General features: G+C 63.9%; 20 protein-coding genes. 5 read left to right on the top strand and 15 right to left on the bottom strand.

The features are described from left to right. The first annotated feature begins 170 nt into the window (after positions 1–170). Positions 171–2,219: a hypothetical protein gene (locus tag ACN0X9_RS01840; protein WP_417485937.1), complete on the top strand. Its 2,049-nt coding sequence runs from the start codon at positions 171–173 to the stop codon at positions 2,217–2,219. A 31-nt stretch (positions 2,220–2,250) separates the two neighbouring features. Here the strand turns inward: ACN0X9_RS01840 and ACN0X9_RS01835 are convergent, their stop codons facing one another. The 5 genes from ACN0X9_RS01835 to ACN0X9_RS01815 are packed head-to-tail and all read right to left on the bottom strand — an operon-like array spanning position 2,251 to position 6,937. Beyond that, on the bottom strand, positions 2,251–2,880 hold the full coding sequence (locus tag ACN0X9_RS01835; protein ID WP_417485936.1) for an ABC-type transport auxiliary lipoprotein family protein: 630 nt from the start codon (positions 2,878–2,880) through the stop codon (positions 2,251–2,253). Beyond that, positions 2,877–3,827, bottom strand: coding sequence for an MlaD family protein (locus ACN0X9_RS01830; RefSeq protein ID WP_417485935.1), 951 nt, complete (start codon positions 3,825–3,827; stop codon positions 2,877–2,879). The genes ACN0X9_RS01835 and ACN0X9_RS01830 overlap by 4 nt, the downstream gene beginning before the upstream one ends. A 2-nt stretch (positions 3,828–3,829) precedes the next feature. Further along, on the bottom strand, positions 3,830–4,603 hold the full coding sequence (locus ACN0X9_RS01825) for an ABC transporter ATP-binding protein (RefSeq protein ID WP_417485934.1): 774 nt from the start codon (positions 4,601–4,603) through the stop codon (positions 3,830–3,832). Next, entirely contained in the window at positions 4,600–5,745 is a 1,146-nt protein-coding gene (locus ACN0X9_RS01820) for an MlaE family lipid ABC transporter permease subunit (protein ID WP_417485933.1), read from the bottom strand. Before ACN0X9_RS01820 ends, ACN0X9_RS01825 begins: the two co-directional genes overlap by 4 nt. Positions 5,746–5,764: 19 nt before the next feature. Then, on the bottom strand, positions 5,765–6,937 hold the full coding sequence (locus tag ACN0X9_RS01815) for an MFS transporter (protein WP_417485932.1): 1,173 nt from the start codon (positions 6,935–6,937) through the stop codon (positions 5,765–5,767). A gap of 146 nt (positions 6,938–7,083) precedes the next feature. Between ACN0X9_RS01815 and ACN0X9_RS01810 the strand changes: the two genes are divergently transcribed. Genes ACN0X9_RS01810 through ACN0X9_RS01800 form a run of 3 tightly spaced genes read left to right on the top strand, consistent with a single transcriptional unit; the run spans position 7,084 to position 10,199 of the window. Beyond that, positions 7,084–8,379 carry a glycosyltransferase family 4 protein gene (locus tag ACN0X9_RS01810; RefSeq protein ID WP_417485931.1) on the top strand — a complete coding sequence of 432 codons (1,296 nt, stop codon included), beginning with the start codon at positions 7,084–7,086 and terminating at the stop codon, positions 8,377–8,379. A gap of 3 nt (positions 8,380–8,382) precedes the next feature. Continuing rightward, positions 8,383–9,102, top strand: coding sequence for a class I SAM-dependent methyltransferase (locus ACN0X9_RS01805; protein ID WP_417485930.1), 720 nt, complete (start codon positions 8,383–8,385; stop codon positions 9,100–9,102). Then, entirely contained in the window at positions 9,102–10,199 is a 1,098-nt protein-coding gene (locus ACN0X9_RS01800; RefSeq protein WP_417485929.1) for a hypothetical protein, read from the top strand. The genes ACN0X9_RS01805 and ACN0X9_RS01800 overlap by 1 nt, the downstream gene beginning before the upstream one ends. Here the strand turns inward: ACN0X9_RS01800 and ACN0X9_RS01795 are convergent. Together ACN0X9_RS01795 and ACN0X9_RS01790 are read right to left on the bottom strand one after the other, a co-directional pair. Then, positions 10,159–10,761 carry a class I SAM-dependent methyltransferase gene (locus ACN0X9_RS01795; protein WP_417485928.1) on the bottom strand — a complete coding sequence of 201 codons (603 nt, stop codon included), beginning with the start codon at positions 10,759–10,761 and terminating at the stop codon, positions 10,159–10,161. The genes ACN0X9_RS01800 and ACN0X9_RS01795 overlap by 41 nt on opposite strands. Further along, positions 10,761–11,417 carry a hypothetical protein gene (locus ACN0X9_RS01790; protein WP_417485927.1) on the bottom strand — a complete coding sequence of 219 codons (657 nt, stop codon included), beginning with the start codon at positions 11,415–11,417 and terminating at the stop codon, positions 10,761–10,763. The genes ACN0X9_RS01795 and ACN0X9_RS01790 overlap by 1 nt, the downstream gene beginning before the upstream one ends. 117 nt (positions 11,418–11,534) lie before the next feature. On the opposite strand from ACN0X9_RS01790, the gene pip reads away from it, so the two are divergent. Further along, positions 11,535–12,500, top strand: coding sequence for a prolyl aminopeptidase (gene pip / locus ACN0X9_RS01785; protein WP_417485926.1), 966 nt, complete (start codon positions 11,535–11,537; stop codon positions 12,498–12,500). Here pip and ACN0X9_RS01780 read toward each other — a convergent pair. The 8 genes from ACN0X9_RS01780 to ACN0X9_RS01745 all read right to left on the bottom strand — a co-directional run bounded on the left by ACN0X9_RS01780 (position 12,497) and on the right by ACN0X9_RS01745 (position 21,084). Then, positions 12,497–13,849 carry a sodium-dependent transporter gene (locus tag ACN0X9_RS01780; protein WP_417485925.1) on the bottom strand — a complete coding sequence of 451 codons (1,353 nt, stop codon included), beginning with the start codon at positions 13,847–13,849 and terminating at the stop codon, positions 12,497–12,499. The genes pip and ACN0X9_RS01780 overlap by 4 nt on opposite strands. 114 nt (positions 13,850–13,963) lie before the next feature. Then, on the bottom strand, positions 13,964–15,121 hold the full coding sequence (gene rodA / locus ACN0X9_RS01775) for a rod shape-determining protein RodA (protein ID WP_417485924.1): 1,158 nt from the start codon (positions 15,119–15,121) through the stop codon (positions 13,964–13,966). After that, positions 15,121–16,995, bottom strand: coding sequence for a penicillin-binding protein 2 (mrdA, locus tag ACN0X9_RS01770; protein ID WP_417485923.1), 1,875 nt, complete (start codon positions 16,993–16,995; stop codon positions 15,121–15,123). The genes rodA and mrdA overlap by 1 nt, the downstream gene beginning before the upstream one ends. A gap of 12 nt (positions 16,996–17,007) precedes the next feature. Beyond that, on the bottom strand, positions 17,008–17,529 hold the full coding sequence (gene mreD / locus ACN0X9_RS01765) for a rod shape-determining protein MreD (protein WP_417485922.1): 522 nt from the start codon (positions 17,527–17,529) through the stop codon (positions 17,008–17,010). Further along, on the bottom strand, positions 17,526–18,512 hold the full coding sequence (gene mreC, locus ACN0X9_RS01760) for a rod shape-determining protein MreC (RefSeq protein WP_417485921.1): 987 nt from the start codon (positions 18,510–18,512) through the stop codon (positions 17,526–17,528). Before mreC ends, mreD begins: the two co-directional genes overlap by 4 nt. Before the next feature lie 36 nt (positions 18,513–18,548). Further along, on the bottom strand, positions 18,549–19,589 hold the full coding sequence (locus ACN0X9_RS01755) for a rod shape-determining protein (protein ID WP_417485920.1): 1,041 nt from the start codon (positions 19,587–19,589) through the stop codon (positions 18,549–18,551). A 169-nt stretch (positions 19,590–19,758) separates the two neighbouring features. After that, positions 19,759–20,466, bottom strand: a complete 708-nt coding sequence (locus tag ACN0X9_RS01750; protein ID WP_417485919.1) for a TVP38/TMEM64 family protein — start codon at positions 20,464–20,466, stop codon at positions 19,759–19,761. A 93-nt stretch (positions 20,467–20,559) separates the two neighbouring features. Further along, positions 20,560–21,084 (bottom strand): hypothetical protein, encoded by a 525-nt coding sequence (locus ACN0X9_RS01745; protein ID WP_417485918.1) that lies wholly within the window; start codon positions 21,082–21,084, stop codon positions 20,560–20,562. Between the last annotated feature and the right edge of the window lie 50 nt (positions 21,085–21,134).

Raw genomic sequence — 21,134 nt, 5'->3', positions numbered from 1 at the left:
GCACCCGGGTGACGCTCGGACAGGTCGTCTTTCCGATGCAAATGTTGAATTTGCATAGATTATCTGTGTGCCTGGCGCGCTTCTGGTCCTATTCTCTGTCATGATATCAGGCATCAACAGGCTCGCGCGTGCGGGTCTGTCGATAGCAGATCGCAGCGATCAGGCCCCAAATGACCGAGACGAACCAAGACCACACGATCGAACTGGCGGAGATGACCATGGCCGATGAGGACAAGGGCACCCCGTTGACGCAGGCAGCCCCGAACGCACTTACGGCTCCGGCGTCGCCGGAGGGACACGATGCCAGCGCGCCGCCTCGTGGCGGCAATTGGCTGGTCTGGCTGGGCAATTGTTTCGCGCTGTTCTGGGTTGGAGGCGCCAGCGCCTTTTTGTGGGGATATCTCGGCATCCAGTCGTTTGAGGCGCTGGGACGCTACGGGTTCGGCCAGCTGACCGGGCTCTCGGTTTTCGCGCTGCTCCCCGCCCTGATTTTCATCATTGCCGGCATGATGGCGCGCGAAATTGTCCGCAATTCCGCCAACACCCGACGGGTCGAGCTTGCCATCCGCAAGCTGGCCGAACCGGCCCAGTATGCGCGGCATGAGGTGCAGACCCTGTCCGACGCAGTCTCCGGCGAAGTCGAACGGATCAACACCGCACTTGAAAGCGCCCTGGCCCGCCTCGCGGCCATGGAAGAAGTCATCAGTCATCACGCTGAATCGCTGGAGCAGTCGGCAACCGATGCCCGCGACCGGACCGAGCACCTTCTCAAGGGACTGCGCACCGAGCGGCTGCGACTGGGCGAGGTTTCTGAATCCCTCGATGACAAGGCCGCCCTGATCGCCGCTGCCATTTCCGACCAGTCCAAGATGGTCGCTGCGGCCGCCGAGCTCGCAGCCAGCCAGGCCACCGACAGCGAAAAGCGGATCCGGGCCAGTGTCCAGGATCTCAACGACGCCGGCAGCGCGGTGACCGAACGCAGCGATGCAGCCGCACTCGTCATCGCCGAACGGACCGGCCATCTGCGCGAGCTGTCCGATGGCCTGAAGGAACGTTCGGAAAATCTCGACGCCGCTTATGTCAAACACCGCCAACGGCTCGCAGACGCCGGCGAGGCCCTGCGGCTCGAGCAGGAAAAGATCGCCGCCGCGCTGGACTTCCACAAGGCCGAGCTGGAGGTCATGGCCTCGACAGCACGCGATGGCGCTGACGCACTCAACTCGGCGGCCTCCAACGGCGCTGTAGCCTTCCGAGAGGCCGTGGAGTCAGCCATCGAGCGCGCTGACGGCATGGCTGGGCGGGTCCGGTCGGAGACCGAAAGCGCTGCCCAGGAACACGAGTCTGCCCTGGCGCGCCTAATTGCCTCCGCACAGGAAGCCAAGGCCGTGTCCGACGCGGCAATCGAGGCCATTGAAGCCCAGGCCGATATCGTCGCCAGCAAGGTCGAGCAGACCAATGAGGCGGCCTTTGCCGCCGCCCGTCGCTCGGACGAAGCCTTTGACCTGCGACTGGCGGAAGCCGACAAGCTGACCAAACGCGCCTCGATCGCGGCCGACGAAGCCGCCGAGTCGGTTCGCAAGCGCCTGGAAGCTGTCCTGGCCTCGGCCCGGTCTGAAACCCAGACCGTCGAGCGGCATATAGAAACCATGACGGCACGCCTGGATGAACTTCCCGGCGTAGCGCGTGACCGCGCCCAGGAAACGGCCGACACGCTGCGTCGCGGGCTGGAGGGCCTCAATGCGGCCGCCATGGCTGCCGCCGAGGAAGCGCAGGAAATCGATGCCGCCTTCCAGGCGCGCATCCGCCAGAATTATGAACTGCTCTCCGACTTCATGTTGCGCATGGGTTCTGTGGCCGGCGGTCGCCGGGCGCCCGAACTGGCCAGCAATGAACTGCCTGACCCTCTGGCCGGCCGCAAGTCACGTCGTCCTGCAACCGACCCCGCCCCGACCCCGGACGCCGAGGAAGCGGGGTCCGATGCCGCATCCGAAGACGAGATGAAACGTCCGCTGGGCCATTCCGAAGCATCCACGCAACCCCGAGCCGACAATGCGGTCGGTTTTCCCGAGCGCGGCGGTCGACGCAGCAATGCCTCGGGTGGCGAACCGGGCTGGCGGTGGAAAGACCTGCTGTCGTCCATGCCTGACGAGGACGGTGATCAAGCGCCCAAGGGCGGACGGCGGGGACGCAAGGACCACGAGGGTTCAAGCGACAGCTGAACCCGCGCACCTGCGTCTTGAATTCAATGTATCAGCTGCCCCGTTGGGCCGTGCGGCCGGCTGTCCAGTCGGCGATTTCGCGACTGGCTGACTGCGCGGCCTGGTCAAAGGCTGCCACGATGGCACTTGTGCGATTGGCGGTAGCCCTGACCTCTGCGGTCACCACACGGGCACCGGCGAAACGACGCCCATGTTCGGCGACCAGGCGGGTCGATATCCGCACCCGGACCAGCGGCGCAGTCTCGACACCGCGATCATACACCGCTTCGAACTCCTGCAGGTCAAGCCGGAGTTCGTAATCCGCCCGGATTCCGTCATCCGACCGGGTCGGCGCGAGCCGGCCGTCATGGGCGTTGAAGGAATCGACCAGAAGGCTCTGCAACAGGCGCGGTGTCGGCGAAATCCATCGCGCGCCATGAATATAGGCGAGGCTTGCCCCATCCTGCATGATCGCGATCTGGTCGCCGGACAGGCCGCGCGGGGCGTTGGGTACATCAATCTCGATGACCGTCCAGCTCTCATCCTGCAACTCGACCGGCTCCGGCGAGGACAGACGATAGACCGAAACCGGCTCGGACTCCGGTAATAGCGACACACAGGCCGAGACAGACAACGCGCTCAGCCCGACAAGGGCGGCACGGATATAGCGGGACCGGCTCATTGCGGCACCTCCACGGTTTCGCGGGGCGCTCCGGCTATGAAGCCGCCCGGATTGCTTTCCACTTCAGACGTGATGCGTTCGAGCGACGCCACCACACGACGCAGATCGGACAGTGTCCGGTTGAGGTCCTCGATGCCGCTCTCGGACAGGCTCTCGATGGCGGGCTGCAAGGTCAGAACAATCTGGTTTGTGTCGGCAGCGGCCTGGTTGACCGCCATGGCGGCCAGCGTGGTCTCATTGGTCGCCAGCGTCATCTCATTGTCGAGGAAGGCTGTCGCAGTGACGCCGAACTCATTCAACGACATGGCGGCGTCCGACATGTCGCTGGCGGCGGTGTCGATCCCGGCCAGCGTATTGCGCATGTCGGCAATCAACGCCTCTTCCTCGGACAGACGGTCGGTGATTTCGCGCAGATTGGTCAAGGTCGCCGAGACTTCCCCGACATTCTGTTCGCTGAGCAGAGCGGTCAGCCGGAACAGCGCGGTCTGGGCCGCGTCGAGCACGTCCTCGGAGCCTTCAACCAGGCCTTCCAGCTGTGCCCGCCGGGCAAAGATGCGGGGCGGCGGACGATTGGCCGGGCTTTCCAGACGCTGGGCGTCCGGCGTACCACCGGTGATCAGGATATAGGACAGGCCGGTCAGTCCCTGCGGCTCAAGCTGGGCAAAGCTGTCCACACGCACAGGTGTCTGGGCCAGCACCCGGATGCGAGCAATCACGCGGCTCTGGTCATCCAGCTCCAGCTCGGTGACCTCGCCGACCTGGATGCCGTTGAAACGGACCTCGCCGCTCTCGCGCAAGCCGCGCACGGGACCGTCAAAGACGATGTCGTAGAAGGCATAGTCCTCGTCAAACGAGACCTTGCCCAGCCAAAGCGCGAAAAAGCCGCCGGCCGCCAGGAGCAGGACGGCAAACAGGCCGACCAGGGCGTGATGGGCTTTGGTTTCCATGTCTAACTCTCCTTGCCGGCCAGCGCGGCGCGTCCGCGCGGTCCGTGGAAATATTCCTGGATCCAGGGGTGCGGATTGGCCAACAACTCCCTGATTGGTGCCACAGCTTCAACCCGCTTGTCGGCCAAAACCGCCACCCGGTCGCAAATCGCGTACAGACTGTCGAGGTCGTGTGTGATCATGACCACAGTCAGCCCCAGCGCGTCAGACAATTCCCGGATAAGATTGTCGAAGGCGGCCGCACCGATCGGGTCGAGGCCGGCGGTGGGTTCGTCGAGGAACAGGATCTCCGGGTCCAGCGCCAGCGCCCGGGCCAGAGCCGCGCGCTTGCGCATGCCGCCGGACAATTCCGACGGGAAGCGGTCAGCGGCACTGGGGTCGAGCCCGGCGAGACCGATCTTCATGCCGGCGATCTCCTCCATCAGGGGGATCGACATGTCGATATGCTCTCGCAGCGGCGCCATGACGTTTTCAAGAACCGACAGCGAGGTGAACAGGGCCCCGTTCTGGAACAAGACGCCCAACCGGCTGTCAATCCGGCGCCGCTCGCGAGCCGACATCTCGGCCAGGCGTTGCCCGTTGAGACGGATCTCACCGCCCTCCGGATGTTTGAGTCCGAGAATCGTGTTCAGCAAAACGGTCTTGCCGGTGCCCGATCCGCCAACAATGCCGAGGATTTCGCCGCGACGGACGTCCAGGTCCAGATGTTCATGGACCACATGGCGACCAAAAGCGCTGCGCAGGTTGCGCACAGAGATGAGGATGTCGTCGGTCAAATCCCCAGCTCCAGATACATCATCGCAAACAGGGCCTCGAGCACGATGATGGCAAAGATCGACTGGACCACAGAAGCTGTCACGCGCCGACCGAGCGACTCGACATCGCCCTGCACCTGCATGCCCTGACGACAACCGATAATCGCGACCACCATGCCGAAGACCGGCGCCTTGGACATGCCGACCCAGAAATGGCTGATGTCGATCTCGGAATGCAGGCGGGTAAAGAACAGCGCCGGCGAAATGTCCTGTGCGGACCAGGTCACCAACATGCCACCGAAAATGCCGGCGACCATTGCGCCGAACGTCAGGAGCGGCGCCATGAGGACACAGGCGACGACCCGGGGCAGCACCAGCGCTTCGTAAGGGTCGAGGCCGAGCACACGCATGGCATCGACTTCCTGCTGCATCTTCATCGCCCCGATCGAGGCCGTGAAGGCACTGTCAGAACGGGCCGCCAGCATGATCGCCGTGATCAACACGCCGAACTCGCGCAGGATCGACAGGCCCACCAGATCGACTGTGAACACGGACGCGCCGAAACTCTGCAGCAGGGTCGCCCCCATGAAGGCGACCACCGCTCCAATGAAGAAGGTGAGCGTGGCGACGATGGGCAGCGCGTTCACGCCAACCTCTTCCATCGCCCACACCGTTGGCGTCAGGCGGAACCGCCACGGCTGGAAGAAACAGCTCAACCCGGTGGTCAGCGTCCGGCCAAAGAAGGCGAAGGTGTCGACAGCTTCCTGATAGGCGACTTCAATCCCCGCCCCGAGCCTCGCGAGCGCCTTTATGAAACCGAAGGTCGGCTCCTCGTCCGGACCGCAGATCTGGGTCCGCATCCGGACTTCCTCGATCAGACGCCTGACCGTGCGATGTTGGCCGACAAAATGGAAATCCGCATCTGGCGTGGGGCACTTGCGGGTTGCGCGACCCAGCAAATAGGCGCCCGCTGTATCGACACGTCCCAGATGACTGACATCCACGACGATACTGCACGGGTCGGCGCTGGCCTCGACGGCACGAATGGCATTGTCATGGCGGCCGATCGTATCGATGACCCAGTCGCCATGGGGCTCAAGGATCGTGCGCTCGCCTTCCTCGCGCACAACCAGCTCCGCTCTCGCTGACGATTCGTCCCGCATACCCCTCATCGCTTCGATCCTAATCGATATTTTCCCGGCGCGGGAGTAAAGAAACACGACGCAACAGGACGGCTGCAGCCAACCCCAACAGGCCCGGCACCATCATGAATGCAAAGCCGCCAACGCCATACTGCGCATAGGCATAACCGGACAAGGTCGATACCGCGGCCAGTACAATGCCGCCGGACAGGGCCGAATTGAGTCCCTGTGAAAGCGCCGTTTGGTCGTCCGGCATGTCATTCGCGGTAAACCGCAAAAAGCCGACATAGGTCGCCGCGAAGGTCAGGGCATGCAGCGCCTGCAACGGGAAGAGGGCCCACAGGGGTGGCGACAGGGCGGTGAGCCCCCAGCGCAGCAATGAGGCCAGCGCCCCGATGATCATCAGGTTCGCCGGACTCAGTCGCCCCAGCCAACCGCGACCGGACAGCGAAAGGAAGACAATCTCGAACGCGACCGCAAACGCCCAGAGTGCTCCCACCATCGCACCGCTGATCCCCTGGGCGGTCCAGGCATTGGCCGAAACGACATAGTAAAATCCGTGGCCGGCCTGGATCAGGGCCGACGCTGCCAGGGCGAGGCCGAGCGGACCAGCCAGCATGCGGCCCAACCGCGCCCACTCGTCAGGTCGAGGAATATGGGCCGAGGGACGATGCCCCGGGGGCAACCAGGCCGCTGCGAGCGCCATGAGGCCGCCGGCGATGATTATCCAGGCCAGCACGCTCTCCGTGCCCAGTCGGTCGATCAATGCCCCGGCGCTGAAATTGGCGATGATGAACAGCCCTGAACCAAAAGCCCTCACCGGGCCGAATTCAAAGGCATGATCCCGCGCGGCCCGCATGGCGAACGCGTCCGTGACCGGAATCTGGCCAAAGACCAGGGCCCCGGCCGCAAAAGACAGGACGAGCAGGATCCACGGTGTCGATACGGGAATATGAAGCGCGAAGACGATGACGCTACCGATGGCGAAGGCAAGGATCGGATCGCGGTGCCGCACGGCACGATCGGCCCAGCGCGCGCCGATCGGCGACACCAGCGTCCGCCCGATCATGCCGGCGGCCAGGATCCAGCCGATCCATTCCGGTGACAGGCCTCGCCCGTCCAGCCAGCGCGGGAAATACGGCAGGAAGGCCCCGAACATCAGATAGAAGGCACCGTAATAGGTGGCAAAGCGCAGGGCTGTCGGTTTGACCATCACTCGATCCTGTCGCTCCGGCACCACATTATCCTGCCGCAACCTGCATCGCCGCATTGCCGCAATTCCGCGACAAGACCGGCTTGGCGAACAATGTTCACTTCTATAGGTTCGCCACTCAATTGCCACCGCCGGAATCACGCATCATGGACGGACATAGCCTTGTTTCCACAAGGATGGAAAAGGAGAGTGACGTCACGCCGGTTCGACCGCTGCGTGTTCTCGTCACCGGCTACCGTTCGCACCCCCATGTTGGCGGACAGGGGGTCTATCTGCGCGAACTCACGCGAGCGCTGACGGCCCTGGGCCACAAGGTTTCGGTAGCGTCCGGGCCGCCCTACCCCGACCTCGACGACGGCATCCCCCTGTACGAACTGCCCTCACTCGACCTGTTCGCCGAGGACAATGCCTTCCTGGCCTTCCGGCCGCGTTATCTGAAATCCTGGGCCGACCTGTCGGAATGGCTGGCTCACAATTCCGGTGCCTTTGGCGAGCTGTACGCGTTTGGCCGCCGCCTCGACCGTTTCCTGGCACGGCATGCAGGAGAGTTCGATGTCGTCCACGACAACCAGACGCTCTCGACACCGATGGTTCGCATCAATGCGCGCATTCCGGTCATCACAACCCTGCACCACCCGATCGCCATTGATCGCGACTACGCCATCGCTGCCGGTCGCAAATGGTGGGAACGCCTGCTGACCCGGCGCTGGTATCGCTTCATCGGCATGCAGGCAAAGACGGCCCGTGCCCTGCCACGACACCTGGCCGTCTCGGACGCCGCACGCCGGACCCATGCCGAGCGATACGGGGTCGATGCCGACCGGGTCCGCGTCGCCTTTAATGGCCTTGACCACGACATCTTCCGGCCGGCCCCGTCGGTTCAGCGGGAGACCGGGCTCATCGTGACCACGGCCAGCGCCGATGTTCCGATCAAGGGGCTGGACGTTCTCATCGAAGCGCTCGGCCGTGTCGCAGCGGCCCGGCCGGCGGCCCGCCTGCATATCATCGGCACGCTGCGCGACGGTCCGGCCAAGCGCATGCTCGCGGCGCACGGGCTGTCCGACCGCGTAACGACCTCCTCCGACCTCAGCCGGGATGAAGTCGCGGACCTTTACCGCCGCGCCCATATCGTTGCCTGCCCGGCCCGCTTCGAAGGGTTCGGCTTTCCGGCCGCCGAGGCCATGGCCTGCGGCGCGGCCGTGGTTGCCAGCGATGGCGGCGCCCTGCCCGAGGTGGTCGGTGATGCCGGTCTGGTCTCGCCCGCCGGAGACGCTGACGCCATGGCGAGGAACATTGCCCGCCTGCTCGACAGCCCGGAAGCCGCCGCACGCCTGGGTGAAAAGGCGGCAGACCGAGCCCGCCGCGAGTTCTGCTGGTCCAAGCATGCCCTTGCGGCGTCCCATCTCTATGTCGAAGCCCTCGCGGAACAGGGCAGGACCTGATCGATGCAAACCATCCAGATCGAAAGCCTGGCGCTGGAGCCCGGCATGCGTGTCCTCGACCTGGGCTGCGGCCAGGGCCGGCATCTGCACGGTCTCTACTGGGACGAGACACCGGTCACGGCAGTCGGGCTGGACCTGAGTTATGAAGACGTCTGCATCGCGCTCGACAAGTTCTTCGAACTGCCTCCGCCCGAGCCCACCTCGGACTTGCGCAGCGCGGTCCTGACGACGGGAACAGGGGAACAGCTTCCCTTCCCCGACAACACATTCGACCGGGTGATCTGCTCGGAAGTCCTGGAGCACGTGCCCGATCCAGAACGGTTTCTGACCGAAATCAGGCGTGTGCTCAAACCGGACGGCATCTTTGCCGCCTCCGTGCCCCGCTACTGGCCCGAAGCGATCTGCTGGTGGCTGTCTTTCGGTTATCAGAACTCACCGGGCGGCCATGTTCGCATCTTCAAACCCGATGCGTTCCGGCATGATGTCGAGAAACAGGGCTTCCGGCGTTTCCGCCGCCACTGGGCCCACGCCCTGCACAGCCCCTATTGGTGGCTGCGCTGCGCGTTCTGGGAGACGCAGGAAGACAACCGCCTCGTCGCACTTTACCGCCGCTTCCTGGAGTGGGACCTGATCAAGCGCCCCTGGCTGACACGGGCTATGGAATGGGTCCTTGATCCGGTCCTGGGCAAATCAGTCGTGATGTATTTCAGGAAGACGAGCTGATGAGCCAATCCGTCGACATCAAGGCCTGCGCCGACCACATCACCGCCCTGCAACGGAGCGATGGCACCATCCCGTGGATCGAGGCCGGCGTCTGGGATGCCTGGAATCATGGCGAAGCAACCATGGGGCTGGCGATTGCCGGTCGCGAGGCAGAAACGCGACAAGCGCTCACCGCGCTCATGGATCGCCAGGAAGCCGATGGCGGATGGACAGGCGATCTTGGCGCCTCGGTTCCACTCGATGACGCCAATCGGCATCTCGTGCCCGGGACACCGAAAACAGCCCGCGATACCAATTTCACCGGCTATGTCGCGGTCACTGTCCTGCGCAGCCTTTCGGCACTGAACGCACTCGACACCCTGCCGCGATACTGGCCGATGGTCGAAGCGGCGATGGGCTTTATCCTCGAGCACCAGACCCCGCACGGCGATGTGGTGTGGCGGGCCCGCGGCGACGAGCAGACGCTGACCGAGATCGACAGCCTGCGCGCTGGCAATGCGAGCCTGTACAAGGCGCTGGAATGCGCCTGCCTGATCGGCCGGCGACTGGGCAAACCGGTCGATGCCTGGATCCAAGCCCGCCGGCGTATCGGCGCCACGCTGCGCGAGAATGATGCCCGTTTCGACCGCAAGGGCACGGACCGGCGCGGCTTTGCCATGGACTGGTACTATCCGGTCCTCGCCGGCGTCCTGCCGACCGAAATCGGGCGCGCTCGCCTCTATGCCCGTTGGGCCGAGTTCGTCGAGCCGGGCCTCGGCTGCCGCTGCGTCTCGGACCAGCCCTGGGTCACCGCCGCGGAAACCGCCGAGCTGGCCCTCGCCTGTCAGGCCGTCGGCCAGACGCGGCAGGCCCAGGAACTGATTGCCAATCTGGCGCCGCTTGTCGCCCGCGACGGCGGATACTGGATGGGCTGGCAGTTCGAGGAGTCGATCATCTGGCCGCGCGAGCGCCCCTCCTGGACATCAGGCGCGCTGATCATGGCGGCCGATGCGATCGAAAGCCTGACCCGGGGCAGCGATCTGCTGGTCAAAAACCACCTGCCTGAGTATCCGGCGACTAAAGCCGCCGCAAAACTTCCAGCGTTCCTGTACGCCTGACCGGTTCGAACAGGCCGGAGGCACAAGCCAGCTTCCATATCTCGTAAGGCGGACGACCACCATCTTCCGGATTGGGGAAAACGTCGTGGATGGCGAGGATGCCGCCGGCGACAACGCGGCCGGCCCAGCCGCGATAATCCGCCAGCGCCGCCTCCATCGAATGCCCGCCATCGATGAAGACCATCCCGAGCGGTGTGGTCCAGTTGGCGGCAATGACGGCCGAGCGACCGACCAGCGGAATCACGCAGTCTTCCAGCTCACCGCGGAACAATGTCTCGCGCAGGGCCGGCAGGGTTTCGACGGCGCCCAGCTTGGCGTTGTACAGCTCGGGGTCGTGATATTCCTCACCCGGCTGGTGCTCTTCGGAGCCGCGGTGATGGTCGAGCGTATAGAGGACGGTTCCCGCCTCGCGGGCCGCCGGCCCCAGATAGAGCGCCGACTTGCCGCAATAGGAGCCGATCTCCAGCACCGGCCCCAGTCGTCCGGCCTCGGCGGCGAGCTGCGCCAGCGCCTGCCCTTCCCCGGGGTCGAGGAAGCCCTTTACCTCATCAGGATGGATCATCAGGAAATCGACGGGTTGCGCATCTGACGGCGCAACTCGGCAAGCTCGTCGGCCCGGTCGCGCAGGTCATTGATGCGCAGGGCCAGAAGGTCACGTTCCACCCGCAAGCCAGCCAGCGCATCGGCATCATGATGGGACGTCATCTCCAGAATGACGGCTTCGATTACCGACTGGGCGGTCTGGGCGTTGGCCATCGCATGCTCGACCGAACCCAGCGCATTGGTCACGTCATTGCGGGACAGACCGATCACGGTGTCCAGCAAGGCGCGCGATGCGGCATCAATCCCGGCTGCACCCTGCCAGACATGGACAATGTCGGCCCGGACCCGGTCCGGTGCGCCGGCATCGGTCAGCATGATCGATTGAGTGTCGAGATAGACGGTCAGCGCGTCCGGCTCATCGCCGTCCACCTGACCGGCGAGCTGGTTCATCCAGCGCATTGCCGGATCCATCGAGCTGGCTTCGCGGATTAGACCGCGCACGCCCAGATCATCGTTGAAATTGTCGACGGCGTCTTCAAGCTCGCGATGGGCGGCAGATGCCGGGGTATCCGGGGCGGCAAAACTGGACCCGGCGATCGAAATCGGCGCACTGGCGCAGGCCGATGCAAGGCTGCAAAAACAAATGGCTAGCACAGCTCGCCCAAATGCGATCATCACACAGTGTTTCCCAGGATCATTAGTCAGCCCAAACCGTCATTTACGATATAGGGTGAAGTGGCGCTAGGCTATGGTTTATTGTGTTTATGACTGGCTAACGGCACAGTATTCGGCATGGACGCTTCCTATTCACGCCGCCTGCTCTACCCGCCGATCCGGCCCTTGCGGGCCTCGCGATTGGCGGTCGGCAACGGACACGACCTCTATATCGAGGAATGCGGCCGGCCCGATGGCCTGCCGGTCGTGACCCTGCATGGTGGTCCCGGAGGCGGCGTGTCTCCTGCGTTGCGGCGATTTTTCGACCCGCGGCGCTATCGCGTCATCCTGTTCGACCAGCGGGGTTGTGGTCGCTCGACGCCGCATGGCGGGCTGGAACACAACACAACGCAGGACCTGATCGACGATATCGAGCGCATCCGCGAGGTGATGGGGATCGACAAGTGGGTCGTCTTCGGCGGCTCCTGGGGGGCGACACTCGCCCTCGCCTATGCCCGCGCCCATCCGGACCGCTGCATCGGCCTGATCCTGCGCGGCATCTTCACCTGTTCCCAGCGCGAGTTGGACTGGTTCTACAAGGACGGCGCCAACATGTTGTTCCCGGACGCCTGGGAACGCCTCGTCGATCCGTTGAGCCCGGAGGAGCGCGGCGACATCATCCGCGCCTATTACGAACGCCTCGCCGAATCGGACATCATCAGACGCCGGCCGGATGCCCTGGCCTGGGCACGCTGGGAGAGCGCCCTGATCTCGATGACCGGCGACCCGTCGGCTCCGCTGGCCGACCCGGTCCGCTCGGACGCCCTCGCCCGGCTGGAGAGCCACTATTTCTTCCACAAGGGCTTCTTCCAGCGCGATGGCGAGCTGATCGAAGATGCCGAGCGCTACAACCATCTGCCCGGCGTGATCGTGCAGGGACGCTATGACGTCGTGACCCCGCCCCAAACGGCATGGAGCCTCGCCCGGGCTTGGCCGCGAGCGAGGCTCCACATGATTGGCGATGCCGGCCATGCAGCCGGCGGGCCGGGCGGGGTCGACGCGCTGGGACGCGCGACCGACGCCTTTGCCGACAAGTTCGCCTAGCCGAGGCCGAGCAGCGAACCGATATTGCCGCTGTTGAACTTGGCATCCAGGCCCAGCAGCAGGATGAAGCCGATTGCCGGCGGCACGATGAACTTCACGCAGAAGTGGAAGAAGGCGAACAGGCCGTTCGAGGCATGGCTCATCTCTTCGCGCATCAGCGAGCGGGGAATGACCCAGCCGGCAAAGACTGCGACGAGCAGACCGCCGAGCGGAAGCAGGAAGCTGCCGGACAGCCAGTCCACAAAAAGGCCGCCAAAATCCGCCGACCACACGGCACCAGCGCCGATCATGAAGGCGAAGAAGCCGAGCAGCCAGGCCGATGTTGCCCGCGAGAAGGAGGTATTTTCTTCCAGAAAGGCCACGGTTCCTTCCAGCAGCGAAATCGAGGATGTGATCGCGGCAATAAAGGCCAGTGCGAAGAAGGCACCACCGATGATATTGCCCGCTGGCATGTCGGCGAACACGGCCGGCAAGGCGGTGAAGATCAGGCCCAGACCTGCGGCCGGGTCGATCCCGACCATGAAGACGATCGGGAAGATCATCAAACCGGCGATCAGCGCGACCAGCGTATCGGCCGAAGCGATCATGATCGAGGACGAGCCGATATTGGTGTCCTTGGACAGGTAGGAGCCATAAGTGATCATGATGGCCGAGGCGACAGAAACCGAGAAGAAGGCCTGGCCGAGCGCGGCCACGAATGTCTGTCCGGTCACCGCGGAAAAGTCTGGCGTGAACAGGTAAGCAACCGCTTCTGCAGCCGCACCGGTGGCCAGCGAATAAATGGTCAGGCCGATCAACATGACGAAGAAGAGCGGCATGAGGAAGGTTGCGACCTGCTCGATCCCGCCTTTCAGGCCCCGCGCCACGATCAGCACGGTGATGATCATGAAGCCGGCATGCCAGGCCAGTTGCGTGAACTCGCCCTGGTAGAAGAGATTGGCACCGTCGGGCTGCGAGAAACCGCCAACAAAGCCGGACGCCGAATAGGCCATGACCTGGCCAGCGATCACCGAATAAGTGGTCAGGATCAGGAAACCACCCGCCGTACAGACCCAACCGACAATCGCCCAATTGGCGGACTTGCCGGCTTCCTGGGCCATTTTGCGGGTCGAGGAGATGGCCGATTGCTGGGCGTGTCGGCCGATGGCGATTTCCGCCATCAGGACCGGAAGTGCGAACAGGGCGACACAGCCGATATAGATCAGCACGAAAGCCGAACCGCCATTATCGCCCGTCTGGAACGGGAAACGCCAGAGATTGCCGAGGCCGACCGCGGAACCAACCGCGGCAAGAATGAATGCGAAGCGCGATGACCAATGCGCGTGCTGACCGGCTGGTGCTGCCGCCATGAGATTCTCCCCTGAAACTGAACGCGATGGCGCGTCCACCCCTTACTGAATTGCCGCGCACACTTCCCCAACCGGACTTTCCGGTCAAGCGCGCGACGTTGCTGCACTGCGGTGTCAGCCGAACAGCCCGGCCCCGCGCGCCGGCTCGGCATTGCGATGGATATGGGCGCCCAGGATCAGACCGAACCCGGCCATGACTGCCAGCACAACGGTCCCGCCATAGGAAATCAGCGGCAGAGGCACTCCGACCACGGGCAACAGGCGCGACACCATGCCGATATTGATGAAGACATATGAGGCGTAGGTGGTGATGATCCCGATCGTCATCAGCCGCAGGAACGGGCTCTTGCAGCTGATGGCAATGATCACGCCCTGGGCCATGATCAGCGCGTTGACGGCCAGAACCGCAATGCCTCCGACAAACCCGAATTCCTCACCCAGCGCGGTGAAGATATAGTCGGTCTGCATCTCCGGCAGATAGCCAAGCTTGGACTGGGTGCCTTCCAGAAAGCCCTTCCCGGTCATGCCTCCCGATCCCAGCGTGATCATCGCCTGATTGGGGTGGTAATTGATGCCGAGTGGATCAAAGTCCGGGTTCAGAAACGCATGCACCCGGTCCATCTGGTATTCGGCCAGGATGTTCTCCAGGCCGTAGATCCCGACGCCGATCACCGCGGCCAGTCCCAACCCGGCGACCACCAGGATGAACCACCAACTCAAACCGGCCATGAAGATGACCATGACGCCGGTCGCCGCCAGGAGAAGCGTGGTTCCGAGGTCCGGCTGACTGACGATCAGCGCTGCCGGCAGCCCGATGATCAACAGCGGCGGTAACAGGCCCGAAATCGTGGTGACCTTGTCGTCAGGCAGATCGTGGTAGTAACGGGCCAGCGCCAGCACCAGGGCCAGCTTCATGATCTCCGCGGGCTGCAGCCGGATCGGTCCGAGGTCGACCCAGCGCTGGGCGCCATTGATGGTCACACCGCCGATCTCGACCAGCACAAGCAGGATCAGCGCCCCGACATAGACCGGATAGGCCAGCCCCATCCAGAAGCGCGGCGGGAACATCGCGATCACGATCATGCCGGCAAAGCCGAGCGCAAAGCGGATGGCATGATTGATCGCCCAGGGCTCCCAGCTGCCACCGCCGACCGAGTACAGCATGCCGACACCGGCGGCGCCGAGCAGGACCAGCAACAGGACCAGCGTCCAGTTGAGTTCCATCATCTTGTCCGGCAGGTCGCGCGGGACGCTTTCTCGAAAAACCGCCATCAGGCGCCTCCGGACCGGGCATTGCCGACATCGGCGAAGACGCCGGCACGGCTGGACGGATCGCGGGCCACGACACGCTGAAGGATATCGCGCGCCGGACGGGTCGCAGCGGATGACCCGCCACCGTGCTCCACCACGACGACACAGGCATATTTGGGCCGGTCGGCGGGCGCATAGCACATGAACAGGCCGTGGTCGCGCAGGCGCCAGGGCAGGTCTTCCTGCTCCCTGACCCCGCTCTCGCGCTCGGCCGCGGTGATGGAGTATACTTGGGCAGTGCCGGTCTTGCCCGCCATCTCGATATCGCCGAGCCCCAGGCCACCCAGCGAGTATGAGGTTCCACCCGGTTCTTCGACGACAGCCCGCAAGCCGTCCCGCACACTGGCCAGGGCCGCATCGCTGATACCGATATGCGGCGCCGGCGGCATCATCGCGTTGCGATAAAGGCTGGGTGAAACCGCCCGCCCAGAGGCCACCCGCGCCGTCATCACCGCCAGCTGCAGGGGCGAAGCGGTGACATAGCCCTGTCCGATGCCGGTATTGTAGGTATCGCCCGTCGACCAACCCTGATCATAACGGGCCCGCTTCCAGGCCGGATTGGGCATGGTCCCGCGGCGGACACCGGCAACACCGATATCGAATTGCTCGCCAATACCAAAACGGGTCGCCATGGCGTGCAGGCGGTCAATTCCGAGACGTTCGGCGACCTGGTAGAAATAGATATCGCACGATGTCTTGACCGCATCGCGCAGATTGACCGGCCCGTGACCGCGACGACGCCAGCAGTGGAATTCACGATTCCCCAGGCGCACGGACCCGGTGCAGTTGATCCGCTCGGTCGGAGGTATGACATCATGTTCCAGCGCTGCGGCGGCGACCACGGCCTTGAAGGTCGAGCCCGGCGGATAGGTCCCCTGGATCGATTTCTGGAACAGCGGATTGTGATCATTCTCGCGCAAGGCGGCATAATCAGCGGTCGAGATTCCGCCCACAAACAGGTTAGGATCAAAACTGGGCGTCGAAACCATGGCGATCAATTCGCCGGTATTGACATCCATCACGACAGCCGACGCGCTTTCCTGGCCGAGGCGCTCATGGGCGTAGCGCTGGATATCGGCATCCAGGGTCAGCACGACATCCCGGCCCGAGACCGGCTCGGTCGATTGTTCCGGCAGTTCGCGGATGACACGGCCGCGGGCATTGACTTCAATCTTCAGCGCCCCCGCCTGACCGCGCAAATCCAACTCGCGCGCCACCTCGACCCCGGTCTTGCCGACCCGAAAACCGGGATGTCGCAACAATCGCTCGGCATCACGCGGATTATTGGCGATATCCTCGTCATTGGGCGGCTGCACATAGCCGATCACATGGGCGAAGGACGGCCCGAAGGCGTAGGATCTGACCTCGCCGACATCCGGCGTCACACCGGCCAGGTCGGGCGCATTGAGATTGATCGAGGCGAAGGTGTGCCAGTCGAGGTCATCTGCCACGGTGATGGCGTGAAAACTGCGCTGACTGCGGGCCGTGCGAAGGATCCGCTCACGCTCGTGATCACTCAGCGGCAGGAATGGCTGAAGCCGATCGAGGGCCGACGCGACATCGCCGGCCTGCTCGGGTACCAACAGCACACGGTAGCTGTCGCGATTATCGGCCACGGCGACACCGAAGCGATCCAGGACACGCCCCCGCGACGGCGGCAGCAGATTGAAATTGAACTGATTGTCTTCGGACATCAGCCGGTAGCGCTCGGTCTCCAGCACCTGCAGCGAATACAGGCGCGCGCCCAGCCCCATGAATGCGAGCCCGCCCGCCCCCGCCATCAGCAGAGCCCGTCGGGTGAATTTCAGATCCTGTTCCTGTCGGTCAGCGCGCATGAAATCCTGTCATCACCCCCCGATAAAGCCGGAACTGCGGGAGCGGCGGCGCCGCAATACCAGATAGGCCGGCAGGGGGAACATCAGAATGGAGGCCAGGATCTCGATCGCCAAGGGCTGGAAATCCGCCATCTGTTCCAGCGCAAAACTGCCGGCCGCAAAGGCGATGGCATGGGCCAGCAACAAGGTGGCGCCAAACCGCAGCAGGATCGGAGGCAGGTCACGCGGCATCCCGTCTTCGCCGCGAAAGCGAAAGACCGAAATCGAAACGAGGTAGGACAGGGCCCACACACCCATCGGAGCGCCGGTCAGAAGGTCCTGCGTCAGGCCGATCGCGAATACGGCAATCGGCGGCATGAATTGCGGCCGCACACCGGACCACAGGAAAATCGCCATCAAGGTCCAGCTCGGCATGATGGTGAGCCCGTCAACCAGCCGCGTCGGCGAAGCCTGGACAATCAGGGCGACCAACACCGAGAGGATGCAGCCGGTTGCAGCAAGCCAGGGCGAATTGCGGTCGGTCGGCTTTCTCATCGGCCACCCTCCAGCGCGTCTTCGTCACTCGCCACGCCTTCAACCCCGGCGTCATCGCCGGGCGTATCGGGCGCCGGGACAGGCGCGGCGCCGCCATCAACCGAGGCTGCGAGCCCGGCTGCATCGTCCTCGATCTCCAGATCGGGCGGTGTCACGCGGCGATAGGGCCAGACCCAGACGAAATCGACCGGGGCCTGATCGGAATACAGCCGCACACGCCAGCCCCCCTCACGCGTCGCCACCGCCTCGCCGATCGGCAGGCCGCGCGGCAGGACGCCGTCATCGCCGGATGAAACGATGCGGTCACCGGGCTCGATGTCCGGCGCTCGACCGACATAGTCCAGTCGCGGAAACTCCGAATTGTCGCCGACCAGGATGGCCCGGGCGTTCGAGCGGTCGGCCATGACCGGAACGCGCGAGTTGAGGTCGGTGAGCAGAAGCACCCGGGCAGACCGGCGACCGGTTTCATAGACCCGGCCGACAAGCCCATACAGGTTGATCACCGGGTAACCGTCGCTGATGCCGGACTCGCTGCCCCGGCCAATCAGGCGGGCGTGGACGAAGGGGCCGCGCGGATCAGCCACGGTCCAGGCTCCGATCCGGTCTTCGATCGCGGCGCTTTCAACATCCAGCGCTTCTTCATAGACCTCGATACGGTCTCGCTGGCGATAGGCGAGGTCTTCCCAGTAGCGCGCCTCGATCAATTGCTGGCGCAGCCGGGCGTTTTCCTCGGCAAGTTCACCCTGTCGGCGCCAGTACGGGCCAATATTCTTGATCCCGCGCAGGGGCTGGGCGGCGAGATCGAGCAGGGGAGCGGACACATCTGTGAAACCGGCGCGAAAACTCGCGAAGGGTGCGGATCTGGAAGCAGGTCGGTCGAAGGCGATCAGGGCGCCGGAAACGACAAGAAGCGCAATGAACAGCGTCCGCGAAAAGCGTACGCCGTGCTCACCATCCTGTCGTGTTGAGCGTCGCGACGCCAACGCCTCACTCCTTCTCCCCCGTTGCGTTGGTGGAGATTACACAGCTTCGGAGAGAATGGGACGCCAGATCCGAAGGTCTTCCACCGCCTTGCCACAGCCCAGCACCACGCAGGACAGGGCCTCATCGGCCAGGCTCACGGGCAGGCCGGTCCGTTCGCGCAGCTCGGTATCGAGATTGCGCAGCAGGGCCCCGCCACCGGTCAGTACAATGCCCTTGTCGACAATGTCGGCCGCCAGTTCCGGCGGGGTCGCCTCAAGGGCCTGCTTGACCGCCTCGACGATCTGCTCAACCGGCTCGGACAGGCTGTCGGCGATCATGGCTTCCGTCACCGCGATCTCGCGCGGGACGCCGTTCATCAGGTCGCGGCCCTTGATGTTCAGCGACAGGCCCTCGCCCTTCACCGGCGGCATGGCGGAACCGATTTCCTTCTTGATCCGCTCGGCAGAGGTTTCGCCGATCAGGAGGTTCGCGGAACGGCGGATATAGTTGATGATCGCTTCGTCCATCTTGTCGCCACCGACGCGGACCGACCGCGAATAGACGATACCGGACAGCGACATGACGGCGACTTCGGTGGTGCCACCACCGATATCGACAATCATCGAGCCGGTCGGCTCGTCGATCGGCAGGCCGGCTCCGACGGCAGCAGCCATCGGCTCGTCAATCAGATAGACCTTGCGGGCGCCGGCGCCGAGAGCACTTTCGTGAATGGCTCGGCACTCAACGGCGGTCGCTCCAGAGGGCACGCAGATCACCACTTGCGGGCTGACCATGGCCCGGCGGTTATGCACTTTCTGGATGAAATGCTTGATCATTTCCTCGGCGACGTCGAAGTCGGCGATGACGCCATCGCGCATCGGCCGGATCGCCTCAACATTGCCGGGCGTCTTGCCGAGCATCAACTTGGCTTCCGCACCGACGGCCTGCACATGTTTGCGGCCTTTTTCGACCTTGTAGGCAACGACGGACGGCTCGTTGAGCACGACACCGCGCCCTTTCACATAGACGAGCGTGTTTGCGGTTCCCAGGTCGATGGCGATATCCGCAGAGAGCAAACCGAAAAGGCTGTTGAGCATGGGGGCGCTGAGTCTCAAAATGTGTGGCGGCAAAGCCGCGGTGCAACTGTTTTCGTTGTGCGATGCTCCGCGCAAGATTGCAAGGGCCGGACGGGGATTCACGCTGAAACCGGACAGGTGCGTGTCAGTCGCAGCCGCAACAGTCGGATTTAGCGGCGACGGCGCCAGTTTAGCGGTTTTCACCGGCTCCGTTATCATCCGACCCGGCAGGCACGCGATTGCGCCGCAACCAGATCCGCGCAAGCAGCATGATGCCAATCCAGGCGAAGGCCGCCGCTGCGAAGGCGATACCAAGCAGGACATTGCCCTCGGTCAGCATCGAGCGGATGCTCTCTCCCATCAGCGCCACGATGAAGATCTTCGGCGCCGAACCGAGCGCTGTCCCGAGCGCAAAGGCCCAATAGGGCGTGCGTGCCACACCGAACCCCATATTGACCACGATGAATGGACCTGACGGCACCCACCTGACGATCATCGATGCCAGCAATCCGTTGCGGCCGATGAAATCGGATATCCGGTTGGCCCAGTCGCCGGCATAGCGCTTGAAGATGTCGGCACCGAAATAGCGGCCAACGGTATAATTCACGGCTGCCGAACATTGCGTCGCGACAAAGGCATAGATCGCACCGGTCGTCGGGCCGAAAGCAACCAGCGCGGCGGCCATCAGTCCGAACTGCGGGGCGCCCAGGAATGACAGCGCGGTGAAGGTCAGGATTGTCAGCGGCAGGGCGTACCACTGGCTGGCCGACGCCTCGAACCAGCTGCCGGCCTCGCCCGGCTCGACCTCGAGCACAAACCGGCCCAGCAAAAAGACCAGCGCCACGACAACAAACAGCCCGACCGAAACGATCACGGCCCGGGCAGCGCGTGCGTCCATTCTCAGGAAAAAATCAGTCAGTCGGTTCATTGCAAGGCGAGCCCGGTCGAAGCAGCAGACCGCCTAACTAAGCACGCTTTGCACAACGGGCAATCACGCAGCGCCGTTTTCATCGGCGACCGGATGCCCGGCCATGTCGACCGCTTCACCGGACGCGATGGCGGCCAGTTTCGCGCGCTGGATGGCGAGAACGCCCAATTGTTCGTCGAGCACCTTGAGAATATCGCGCGCTTCATCCTGGTCGATGCGACCGGGCGACTTCTCGGTCTCGCTCAGGCTTTCCATGATCGCGGAAATATTGCGGGCATTGCGACGGCTCGCCTCGCCAGCCAGAGCCAGCCAATTGGCGTCGTCGGCCTTCTCGATCGGCAGGAAAATGCCCCCGGCGAGCGCGGCCAGGTGCTGGGCGGCGGCGGTGGCGCCTGACTCGGTCAGCTTGGCGATACGAGCGTAGGAAATCTCATTGGTCGAATCCGGGTCCGCCAGCGCATAGACACGCGTTCGGCTCAGATCGAGCAATTCCATGACTGTCGGAATGCCGCCAGCTTCCTCGAAGACCCGCGCAACAACTTCCTTGGGTTCGCCGTAGCGCCGCACTTTGACCGGATTGAATGACATTTCACGCCCCCGCATGAGATTCTCGTTTGAATAAGTCTATTACAGGTGGC

This window comes from Maricaulis sp., from assembly GCF_048268525.1.
Classification (GTDB): Bacteria; Pseudomonadota; Alphaproteobacteria; order Caulobacterales; family Maricaulaceae; genus Maricaulis.
Note: the sequence above shows the minus strand (reverse complement) of the source record. Positions and strands in the feature narration are given on the sequence as shown.